Here is an 11,894-nt window from a genome sequence, read left to right as displayed (position 1 = left end):
ATTTGAATTTAATCTCAGGTTTATAAATTTATGATATTTACGGAAACTAAAATAAAAGAAGCATTTATTGTTGATTTAGAACTGCACCGAGATATTCGGGGCTTTTTTGCTCGGAGTTTCTGTACTCAGGAATTTCAAGATCGTGGCTTAAAACCTACTATTGCCCAATGCAATTTATCTTTTAACTATAAAAAAGGAACATTGCGGGGTATGCATTATCAAATGTCTCCTTCTCAGGAAACAAAATTGGTGCGTTGTATCAGGGGGGCTATTTATGATGTAATTATCGATTTGCGTCCAGATTCTCCTAGCTATTTATCTCATATAGGTATAGAGTTAACTGCTGAAAATCGTCTTGCTCTCTATATCCCAGATAGGTGTGCTCACGGTTTTCAAACTCTGAGCGATGAGACGGAGGTGATGTATCAAATGGGTGACTTTTATGCACCAGAATGTGCTGGCGGGTATCGCTATGATGATCCAGCTTTTGGTATTGAATGGCCTCTATCTGTGACTGAAATTTCGGATAAAGATCGGGCTTGGAGTTTATTTGAATCGAAAAAATTGTAACGCCTACGGTAATGTAAGACTTTTAAGATCAATTTAAAAATATATAATATAGTTGCTGAGTAAATATAGGATTAGGAGCGCACAGAGGCGCACAGACACAGAAAATCAGAATTTGAAAAATTAAATTTTGAGTTTCATACTTAACACTGTGTTCAAACTTTGTTACAGCAGATGAGGGCGAAGTGAATACAATTTATTTTGATTCGATTTTTAGTGATGAAATCAGACGCAAGTATCTTTATAATGGACAAGTGTTTGTCTTTTCTCCTTGCGCCAGTGCGATCGCTCTATGTAATTTTGCTCGCGGTATGCTTGAAGAAGCATTTGCCCCTTTAGATCCCAGAGAAGCACAACATAGCCTGCCTGTAGAGAAATATGTAGAGATTTTAGCACAACTCAAGCCAGCTTTTATCCATCACCCTGAATCTAAACAACTGATTCAAGGTATCTTGAAAGAAAGTGGATGTGACTTGAACAAAACCTATTTCGATGTACCTCGCCTGAGAACAGCAACCAGCGATCGCTATCTGACTGCTGGTATTGCTTACGCTTTCCATCCTCATCGTGACACCTGGTACTCTGCTCCTCAGTGCCAGATCAACTGGTGGATTCCTGTCTACGATATTACCCCAGAGAATGCGATGGCATTCCATCCGCGCTACTGGAGTCAAGCAGTTAAGAATAGCTCAAGAGATTATAACTACGCTCAGTGGATTAAAGAAAGTCGCAAAAATGCAGCACAGCACATTAAAACAGATACGCGCAAGCAACCCCATGCGGAAGAAACTTTAGAAATGGAGCCGCAATTGCGCTTAATTACACAAGTCGGTGGCATGATTCTCTTTTCAGGAGCGCAGATGCACTCAACTATTCCCAACACATCAGGCTATACCCGTTTCAGTATTGACTTTAGAACCGTACATTTTGATGATGTCATAGCTCAAAAGGGTGCGCCAAATATTGATTCAGCTTGTACAGGAAGTTCTTTAGGCGACTTCTTACGAGGCACTGACTTCTACCCAATTACTGACACATTGTTGTTGTCTACAACAAACAATCTCCTGTAAAATAACTTTTGTTTTCCAAACTCCAGTGTGTGAGCAATAAATGGTGAACTATGTTGAAAAATTGTCTGGACGAACAATACTGATTACAGGTGCTAGCGGATTTCTCGGATCTCATTTAGTCCGTCATTTATGCCACAATGGTGCAGAAGTACATGCTGTTTCTCGCAGTTTTCATACTTCTGATATCAGCTGCTTGCGATGGTGGCACGGTGACATGGAAGACATTAAGTTTGTTCAAAATCTTTTCCACAGTATTAAGCCTGACGTAATCTTCCATCTATCCGGTCTTGTGACAGCAGTTCCTAATCTAGAATTTATATTGCCTACCTTTCACAGTTTACTGACTAGTACTATTAACTTACTGACGGTAGCTGCCGAAATTGGCTGTAGTCGCATTGTGTTAATAGCTTCTTTAGAGGAACCAGAACAAGATCGTCCTGAAGTAGTTCCTTCTTCTCCTTACGCTATTGCTAAATTTGCTAGTAGTACTTATGGTCGGATGTTCCATCGACTCTATCAGACACCTGTAGTTCTTGTTAGACCCTTTATGACCTATGGGCCAGGGCAAAATGTGTATAAGATCGTTCCTTCTGTTATTCTTTCCTTGTTGCAAGGGCAAGCTCCAAAACTTAGTAGTGGAAAACGTCAAGTTGATTGGATTTATATCGATGATGTGATTGCAGGACTTCTCGCTGCAATACAAGTTCCTAATATAGAAGGTTGTACATTCGACTTAGGTTCGGGAGAACTAGTACCCATTCATGCAGTTGTGTCCCAGCTTGTTAATCTGGTCAACCCTCAAATCCAGCCACTATTTGGTGCTTTACCTGAGCGGCCGATGGAAAGAATAAGAGTAGCTGATACAGCTTATACATACGATAAACTCGGTTGGCAACCTTCAATTCCTTTAAAGAAGGGCTTAGAATTGACTGTAAATTGGTATACAAAATATCAACAAAAGATTGAATACACCAGTTAACAAGGATTCTACTTATGGTTGCAGATAGACTTCAGAATAGTAATTTAGTTGAACTAAAAAGTTCTCTTAATTTAAAGGATATCAGTCGAGAAATTTACCAACTAATTACTGATTTATATCCCATTTGCCGTAGTATTACAGGTAATGGTTTTCGAGAAACTTTAAAAGTTCTCCAGCAGTATATTCCTTTATCAGTTCATGAAGTGCCGACAGGAACAGAGGTATTTGATTGGACAGTCCCTAATGAATGGAATATTAAAGATGCCTATATTAAAAACTCTCAAGGCGAAAAAATTGTAGATTTTACTAATTCAAACTTGCACGTTGTTAACTATAGTATTCCCATACATCAAAAATTATCTCTTCAAGAACTTAAATCACATCTATTTACACTTATCGATTATCCTAATTGGATTCCTTATCGAACTTCATATTACAAGGAAAGTTGGGGTTTTTGCCTGACTCACAATCAGTATTTGCAACTAGAAGATGAAGAATATGAAGTATGTATTGATTCTTCTCTAAAACCAGGTTATTTGAGTTATGGTGAGTATTATATTCCAGGGGACAGTACTGATGAAGTCTTAATTTCTTGCCATGCCTGTCATCCTTCACTGTGTAATGATAATCTTTCGGGAATTGCGATCGCTACTTTTATCGCTAAATATTTAAGTCAAACTACACCAAGATATTCCTATCGATTTCTCTGGATTCCTGGAACCATTGGCTCAATTACATGGTTGGCTCTCAATGAAGCTAAAGTCAATAACATTAAACATGGCTTGGTATTAACTTGTTTAGGAGATTCAGGCAACTTTACTTACAAAAAAAGCCGTAGAGGTGACACTGAAATCGATAAAGTTGCTGCTTATGTACTCAAAAACTCAAAACAAGATCACAAAATTATAGATTTCTTCCCTTATGGCTATGATGAGCGACAATATTGCTCACCTGGATTTAATTTAGCTGTAGGTTGCTTCATGCGATCGCCTCATGGTAGTTTTCCTGAGTACCACACCTCAGCAGATGATTTAAATTTCGTTCAACCCCAATATCTTGCCGAGTCATTCTCTCAATGTAATTCGATATTGTATATCCTCAACAATAACAAAATCTACTACAACAAAAATCCCAAATGTGAGCCACAGTTAGGAAAAAGAGGAATATATCGGACAGTTGGTGGTAACAAAGATAGCGGGCTAAATGAAATGGCAATCTTGTGGGTTTTAAATTTATCTGACGGTCAGCATACTCTATTAGATATTGCAGAAAGGTCGGGAATGTCATTTGATGTGATTAAATCTGCTGCCGATACATTATCAACACATGACTTATTAACAATTAAAACCAACTAAGTTTGAAAAATATTGGGGTAATGAAATTCGCTACGACACAATCGTAGGCAAGTTCTTCTTACCAGGTAGTCTAAAAGAAAATCCAAGGTTTAAAACCCAATAGGCTTGGCTTTGTGAAAAATTGTAGGTTGCGTTAAGCAAAGCGCAACCCAACAAAGGCTCGAAAATATTGGGTTTTCTTCCTCAAACGTTACTTGCTAAGAAAGCGGGAACGCTAAAAGCGAACAAGTCGGGAAACCGCAAGAGCACAGTGGCTTCCCAACCTACACAGTTTAAGGTTTTTAGCGCTAACTGAACTGTATTGGTTTAAAACCCTTGGAGGTGGGTTTGATGTCTGTAGCAGCAAATTCTATTTGCTAGGGCTGCCAACTTTTTCTATGTTATTATCCTCAATTTTTCTGTGATAATACTTATTGTATATTGATATATTTAATGTTATTTTTACATTTTACTTGTAATTACTGCCTGGAAAATAGCTTAACTTTATAATCTAGAATATACTTCAATTCTTCACTATTGCTTGGAAAAACATCCTATTTAACTTCATGATTACTTCAAATAAATGTCATTACTTATACCATTGTAAGAGCAGTTTAGATGATTGATATTAGAGAAGTAGTTTCAAAACATACCTTATCTAGTACATGAATAAAAAATGGGCTGTTAAACGACTTACAATTAATCTCACATCAGGTGAGGCACAGAAGCTTGAACAATACTGTTCAACAACGGGGAGACCAGCAACTGATGTAATTCGGGAGTTAATTCGCTCTCTTTATCCTAAAGATGAAAAAGCTTCTGAAACCTCGTGAATCAGACTGCAAAAAAATCAAACAGGATAGGTACATCTTAATTTGTCAGTGAAATATACTGCTTAACAGTTATCAGCTAACAGTGAATCCCTATAACTAAAGTTAGGGAATTTAAATAAGAATACTCTTTTACAAAGTTCAGAGCCAAGGAAATCTTCGCTCTGACTTTTGCTTTGGATATAAGTAGATGGGCGTAAATATTTATCGTTAGAATAAGGCAGGATAGCGCAGCGTAAAGGCTTCTCCTGACAGAGACGCTTTGCGAACGCCAACGGCATGGCTTCTCTACGAGACGCTACGCATAGCTTGCTTCTCCGAAGGGGTACGCTTAGAGCGAGTCCACGAGCATCGGCAGAAGGCAGTAGGCAGTCCCGATCAAAAAATTTCATCACCAAGCATGAAAATGCCAACCGAGATTTATCTATATAGATACTCATCGAAGAAGCATTTTCACGTCAGGAGGGAAGAGGGTTTTAGCCTCATTTCTGGTCGAGCGCATTGAAGTTTTGGGCAGTACAGTTTTTAAAGCAGAACAGTTTGCCGCTGTCACGGCGCCCTTTGTAGGACGAGAACTGACATTTGCACAGCGCCAGTTCAGCCAAACTGAGTTAGGTATTGATAAATTGACATTGGCAAAGGCTGGAATGTCAATGGCAAAAATCCATCACCAAGTACGCTTGTTAGTACTGGGTTGGGGCTGTTGTGGAAATAGAGCGATAAATTCTCAGCTAGGCTTGGGGCATTCCCCTGATATCAGTAGACGATGAAAAGCGATCGTTTCAGGAAAATGGACTGTATTTTTCAGTGAGTTATTCAGCGTTTTGAGGGAAGCGATCGCCGAGTTGATGGTTCAAGACCATACCGTTTTGGGCAACCTAATATACAAGGTATAAATAAAGGCTTGGCAATGACAACAACCTCCATTCGCTTGGGTCTATGCAGTAGAATAGTGCCGTTGATGGTAATGCCACTTTGGTGCAGCTCTGTGAGTGCTCAGGTAACTTCCGATGGCAGCTTGAATACTACTGTCTCCCAAAGCGGTAAAAACTTCACCATTACTAACGGTAGTGCCGCCAACAGTAACTTATTTCATAGTTTCCAGGAGTTTTCGGTTCCCACTGGCGGTTCAGCTACTTTTGATTTAGCGAATACGCCCAACATTTCCAACATCTTTAGCCGTGTTACTGGCGGTAATATCTCTAACATTGATGGCTTGATTCAGACGATTAACGCCAAAAACCCTGTTAGTCTCTTCTTGATCAACCCTAGTGGGATAATCTTTGGAGCCAATGCTCAACTGAACATTGGGAGTTCGTTTATTGGTACAACTGCCAGTAGTATTAAATTTGCCGATGGCGCTGAGTTTAATGTAATTAATTTTAAATCTGCCCCGTTGTTAAGTATTAATGTTCCTATTGGGTTGCAACTGGGTAACAATCCCGCACCCATCAACATTCAGGGCACAGGACACTCTTTAATTAATTTCAGTGGACCGGCTTTGGTTCCTCCGATTCCCAGTTCTACAAAACTCCAGGTACAGCTGGGAAACACCCTAGCTTTGGTGGGTGGCGACCTACATCTAAATGGGGCAATCCTGACCGCCGAAAGAGGACGAGTTGAATTGGGTAGTTTAAGCGGTGCAGGATTGGTCAATCTGATACCAACCCTACATGGCTATACACTGGGATATGGGGATGTGCAAAGCTTTGGCGATATTCAGCTAGCACAGCGATCGCTATTAGATATCAGCGGCGTGAATGCAGGTTCCGTTCAAATTCAGGGTAGGCAAATTCAATTCACCGATGGCTCTTTGGTACTGGCGCAAAATTTTGGCAATCTCCCTGGTGGTGACATTCGCCTCCAGGCTACAGAGTCCATCGATCTGATTGGCAAAACAGCTGATGGCACAATTCACAGCGGAGTGCGTAGTGTTGCTCTGGGTGTTGGAGCTAGTGGGAATATCAGCGTGATTACTCCCAGGCTTACCATCAATCGGGGAGCGGGGTTAAATAGCATAACTCTTGGAGCAGCTACCAGTGGCAATATTTACATCAATGCAACCGCCATTGAACTGTCAGGCTTTTCAGTCACTAATCCTGCTGACGTGACCACAATTAACACTACTACACTAGGCACCGGAAATGCTGGTGATGTTTTCGTCAATGGTAATAGTCTACTAATATCAAGCGGAGCCTCACTATCTTCGGCTACCTTTAGCAGTGGTTCTAGTGGAAAAGTGACGATTCGCAACGCCAACACCACGGTGATGGGAGAAAGTCCCTCTGGAATTTATAGCAACATTAGCTCAACTACATTTGCAACCGGAAGTGCCAAAACTTTGACCCTGGATACTGCTAAATTGCAAATTCTGGATGGGGGAGCAGTTGCCACTACCTCATTTTTTGCAGGTAATGGGGGAGATTTGAGCATCAACGCTACTGAATCGATCGTCATCAGTGGTCAAGGTCGGGCGACCAATAGTAGCATTAACGCTTCCAGTATCCGACTTGATCCGTCATTGCGGAAACGATTTGGTCTGCCAGATATGTTAACAGCGAATGCCGGCACTGTGAGCATTACCACACCGAACCTAACGCTGACAAATGGCGGGACAGTCAGTGTTACTAGTCAAGGTAGTGGAAATAGTGGCAATATTAATATCACAAGCGATCGCATCCAATTGCAAAATCAAGGCTTAATCCAAGCACAGACAGAATCTGGTAATGGTGGCAACATCAGCTTACAAGTTGGTAAATTGTTGCTGATGCGCGATCACAGCAATATTACTGCCACAGCAGGCGGTAATGGTAATGGGGGTAACATCAATATCAATGCACCGATCATCGCTGGATTAAAAAACAGCAACATTATTGCTAATGCCGTGAAAGGTCGGGGGGGTAATATTCAAATCGCCACACAAGGGCTTTTCGGACTGAAGTTTCGTCCTCAACTGACACCAGACAATGACATCACTGCTAGTTCCGAATTTGGGGTTAGCGGCACGGTTCAAGTCAATACTATTGGCGTCGATCCAAATTCTGGTTTAGTAGAACTGCCAGCAAATGTTACAGATCCATCTGAGCAAATTGCCACAGGTTGTTCGGATACTCAAGGCAGTCGCTTTGTGGCAACGGGACGGGGTGGTGTGCCGCAAAATCCCAATCAGCAAGTAACGAGCGACCGCACTTGGTCTGATATCCGCGACCTCAGAGCATACCGCAAAACTGGTAATGTCACTGCCCAAACGCCTACATCACCAGAGGTTATCGTCGAAGCCACTTCCTGGCATCACAACGCTAATGGCCAAATTGAGTTAGTTGCAGCACCATCTCCCGCAAATATACAGCCTCAATTAACTTGTGCTGTGGTTCCTAGAAGTTAATTTGCTCCAGGAATTTAAACATAGTAGCCATTGCAATTACTTTACTAAATAAACTCTTAAACCATCAGTAACTACCTGTGACTTTTCAAATTAAAAAATGTCGTTGGCTATATATTAGTTTGAGTATTTTGAGCTTGTGTTTGGCAGTGACAGTAACACCTGCAAAAGCATTTGTGCAAGTACCGACAACTTCTACCCTGAATGTGTCAGCATCTACTCAACCTAACAATTGGCTGGAACAGGGACGGAACCTCTACCGTTCAGGACGCTTTGCAGAAGCAGTGACGATTTGGCAAACGGCAGCACAACAGTATCATACCCAAGGTGATCGCCTGAACGAAGCTTTAAGTTTAAGTTACCTCTCACTGGCACAACAGGAACTTAATCAATGGCAAGCAGCCCAACAGTCTATTGAGCAAAGTCTGAAACTATTGCAAACCTCTTCTGCTGATGCAATTCTTTGGGCACAAGCACTTAATACCCAAGCAAATTTGCAATTGCACACTGGCAAAGCTGAAATCGCACTTGCAAGTTGGCAACAAGCTCAAAAATTTTATGACCAAGCAGGCGATAAAATGGGAAGCTTGGGTAGTCAAATCAACCAGGCACAAGCTTTACAAACTTTGGGATTTTACCGCCGTTCTAAACAACAGTTAGAGGTACTGACTCAAAAACTCCAAGGGATGCCGGATAATGAAATCAAAGTCAGTGGACTGCGATCACTTGGTTTAGCTCTGCAAATAACTGGTGACTCTAGTAAAAGTCAACAGATTTTAGAGCAAAGTTTAGCGATCGCTCGCCAAATTTCAGCCCAACCCCAGTTAAGTTCTATTTTGATCGGACTGGGCCAAACTGCTGTTGACTTGCAAGATCCAAAAGCTGCATTAGATTACTTTGAACAGGCTCAACTCTTAACAACTAACCCAAGCGATCGATTACAAGCGCGTTTAGCTCAGTTCAAACTTTTCCTCAATTACGACAAACTAGAGTTTGTTAACTCACTCGCACCTCAACTACTCCAAGAACTCCGGGAACTGTCCCCCAGTCACACCTCACTCTACGCAGCAATCAATTTTGTTGCTACCCTCAATTACCAGTCAAATTCTCACCCAATCCTACCCCTAAAAGATTTGGCGCAACTGATGGCAATCACAGTCAAATCTGCACAGCAAATCCAGGATACTCAAGCTGAAGCTCATGCACTACATCAGTGGGGAAAACTCTATCTTCGTACACAGCAGTTATCACAAGCACAAGAGTTAACTCAGAAATCCCTTAACATTGCCCGCCAACTCCAAGCTAACGATATCATTGCTCAATCTGCTCGGCAGGTGGGACAGTTGTATAAACAACAAGGCGATCGCTCAAAAGCAATTACCGCCTATACAGAAGCAGTCAATGCTTTAAAGGTACTGCGGGGAGATTTGGTAGCTATTAACCCTGATGTCCAGTTCTCTTTTCGCACCAGTGTGGAGCCGGTCTACCGGGAACTGGTTGATTTACTTTTAGAGGAGCGACCGAGTCAAGCAGAACTGATACAAGCTCGTGAATTGATTGAGGGACTGCAAATTGCGGAACTGGATAACTTTTTTCGGGAAGCCTGTTTAGATAGAACTCAACAGATTGATCAAATCGATCCCACTGCAACCGTCATTTATCCGATCGTCCTACCAGATCGTTTAACAGTAATTCTTTCCAAAGCAGGGCAACCACTCCGTTCCTATGTTATTCACAAATCTCAAGCTGAAATTGAGCAGACTCTAGACAATTTTTTGGTTGCTCTTAACCCTGTCTCAGATTCCAAAGACCGGGATCGATTGTCCCAACAGATTTATGATTGGTTAATTCGCCCAGAAGAAGCAGATCGAGCATTCATTGATACCAAGACATTGGTGTTTGTTTTAGATGGTCGATTGCGGAACATTCCCATAGCAGCTCTTTTTGATGGTAAGCAATATCTGATTGAGAAATATGCTGTGGCGCTCTCACCAGGATTGCAACTGATGGCAACGCGATCGCTTCATCAAAACCACATCAATGCGATCGTCGGTGGCATTAGCCAATCTCGCGCTGGTTTTAGTGCTTTACCCGCCGTGGAATCAGAAGTGAAACAAATCTCCAAGGCAGTATCTTCCTCTGTGTTGCTGAATCAGGAATTCACCAGTCAAGCCGTTGCTAAACGTGTGAAATCTAGTAGTGCAAGTATTGTTCACCTAGCAACCCACGGACAGTTTAGTTCCCGACTCGAAGACACCTTCTTGCTCACTTGGGATGGAGAAGTCAATGTTAAAGAGTTATCTGAACTCCTGAAAAATCGGGGTAGCGATCCATCAAAAGCGATCGAACTGTTGGTACTAAGTGCCTGCGATACAGCAGCAGGAGATGATCGCGCCGTCCTAGGACTAGCGGGTTTAGCTGTCAAATCCGGTGCTCGCTCAACTATCGCTACGCTATGGCCCGTCAAAGATCGGGCAGCTGCGATGCTAATGACTCGCTTCTATGACCAACTGCGACAACCCAAAATTACTAAAGCCGAAGCACTAAGACAAGCACAAATTAGCCTAATTCGCCAAACTGATTTCCACGAACCGTTCTTTTGGTCTGGCTTTGTTTTGATCGGCAACTGGATTTAGCTAAGTAATATAACGGAGTTAATCGCAGACAAATTAGGCTATTTTTTACATTGTTTTAACTCAAGCTCGCTTATACTGCAAGTAGAAGTTCTCTGACTTTACTATTACTTATACTTATTCTCTGAGCTTCTGACCATAGTCGAAAAAACGTATTTTGTTTGTATCACATTTCAATGACATAAGGAAAAACATCATGAAACGTCAATATTTAGCTAGTACATTGAGCGTTATCGCTCTGATCGCTAGCAATGCATGGACAAGTGCTCATGCTGTTACATTTACCCCACCCGCCAACAGTGGCTCTCCCAGACAGGCAACTGGAGGAGCTTCTCGCGGTAGTATGTTTACACCTACTGTCGGTAAAGGTACGCCCAGACAGGCGACTGGAGGAGCTTCTCGCGGCAACCTCTTTACTCCTGCCGCCGGCAAAGGCGCTCCCCAACAAGCAAGTGCGGGTGCTTCTCGCGTTGGTACTTACTACTTGAATCCAGCGACTACAAGTACAACACAACCAGCAGCGCTAATTGCCCTCTTGCCTCAAAACTTCTATGGCACAACAGTATCAGAACGTCCCACAATATTGGTGTATCTCCCGGCTTCCAATGCCCAGGAAGCAGTATTCAGCCTCAAGGATGAAGCTGGCAATATGCAATATCAGATGAACATTTCAGTTGCAGGGAGAACTGGGATAATCGCGATCAAATTACCAGCTAATGCCCCCGCTTTAGCTGTTGGTAAAAACTATCAATGGTTTCTAGCACTCAAAGTAGATGGGCAACTCAGTCCAAGTACGCCCTACGTCGATGGTTGGGTTCAGCGTATCCAGCCCAGCGCTGAGTTGGCAACAGCAATCCAAGAGCAAGACGCTCTGAAGCAGGCTACTGTTTTGGGTAAAAACGGTGTTTGGTATGACTGTGTGGCAACACTTGCATCGGTATACACCGCTCAACCTAACAATGCAACTCTCCGCAAACAATGGGAAGAACTTCTATCCTCAGTAAGTTTGAAGGAGATTGCAACAGCGAACTTATTAGCATCTACTAACTAATGGCAGTTTGGGCATTGGGCATTGGGTTAAGAGTAATTGTGCCCCTGT

The 11,894-nt window shown here is 42.2% G+C and carries 8 protein-coding genes and 1 pseudogene; all 9 read left to right on the top strand.

What is annotated here, in order from left to right; all coding sequences use genetic code 11:
• Positions 1 to 30 precede the first annotated feature (30 nt).
• The 9 genes and pseudogenes from rfbC to V7K56_RS22655 all read left to right on the top strand — a co-directional run bounded on the left by rfbC (position 31) and on the right by V7K56_RS22655 (position 11,846).
• The gene (rfbC, locus tag V7K56_RS22695; RefSeq protein WP_334913797.1) at positions 31 to 570 is read left to right on the top strand and encodes a dTDP-4-dehydrorhamnose 3,5-epimerase; all 540 of its coding nucleotides are present in this window, start codon (positions 31 to 33) and stop codon (positions 568 to 570) included.
• 182 nt (positions 571 to 752) lie between these two features.
• Positions 753 to 1,637, top strand: coding sequence for a hypothetical protein (locus tag V7K56_RS22690; protein ID WP_334913795.1), 885 nt, complete (start codon positions 753 to 755; stop codon positions 1,635 to 1,637).
• A 40-nt stretch (positions 1,638 to 1,677) separates the two neighbouring features.
• Positions 1,678 to 2,616, top strand: a complete 939-nt coding sequence (locus V7K56_RS22685) for an NAD-dependent epimerase/dehydratase family protein (protein WP_334913793.1) — start codon at positions 1,678 to 1,680, stop codon at positions 2,614 to 2,616.
• A gap of 14 nt (positions 2,617 to 2,630) precedes the next feature.
• Positions 2,631 to 3,971, top strand: a complete 1,341-nt coding sequence (locus V7K56_RS22680; protein WP_334913791.1) for a DUF4910 domain-containing protein — start codon at positions 2,631 to 2,633, stop codon at positions 3,969 to 3,971.
• A 644-nt stretch (positions 3,972 to 4,615) separates the two neighbouring features.
• The gene (locus V7K56_RS22675) at positions 4,616 to 4,783 is read left to right on the top strand and encodes a CopG family transcriptional regulator (protein WP_094348841.1); all 168 of its coding nucleotides are present in this window, start codon (positions 4,616 to 4,618) and stop codon (positions 4,781 to 4,783) included.
• Between the two features lie 622 nt (positions 4,784 to 5,405).
• A pseudogene (locus V7K56_RS22670) lies at positions 5,406 to 5,608 on the top strand (ShlB/FhaC/HecB family hemolysin secretion/activation protein); the annotation flags it as partial.
• Positions 5,609 to 5,690: 82 nt separating this feature from the next.
• The gene (locus V7K56_RS22665) at positions 5,691 to 8,165 is read left to right on the top strand and encodes an S-layer family protein (protein ID WP_334913789.1); all 2,475 of its coding nucleotides are present in this window, start codon (positions 5,691 to 5,693) and stop codon (positions 8,163 to 8,165) included.
• Between the two features lie 77 nt (positions 8,166 to 8,242).
• Positions 8,243 to 10,798, top strand: coding sequence for a CHAT domain-containing protein (locus tag V7K56_RS22660; RefSeq protein WP_334913787.1), 2,556 nt, complete (start codon positions 8,243 to 8,245; stop codon positions 10,796 to 10,798).
• A gap of 193 nt (positions 10,799 to 10,991) precedes the next feature.
• Positions 10,992 to 11,846, top strand: coding sequence for a DUF928 domain-containing protein (locus V7K56_RS22655; RefSeq protein ID WP_334913785.1), 855 nt, complete (start codon positions 10,992 to 10,994; stop codon positions 11,844 to 11,846).
• Positions 11,847 to 11,894 lie beyond the last annotated feature (48 nt).

Origin of the sequence: Nostoc sp., from assembly GCF_036917535.1 — a bacterium.
Taxonomy (GTDB): Bacteria; Cyanobacteriota; Cyanobacteriia; order Cyanobacteriales; family Nostocaceae; genus Nostoc.
Note: the sequence above shows the minus strand (reverse complement) of the source record. Positions and strands in the feature narration are given on the sequence as shown.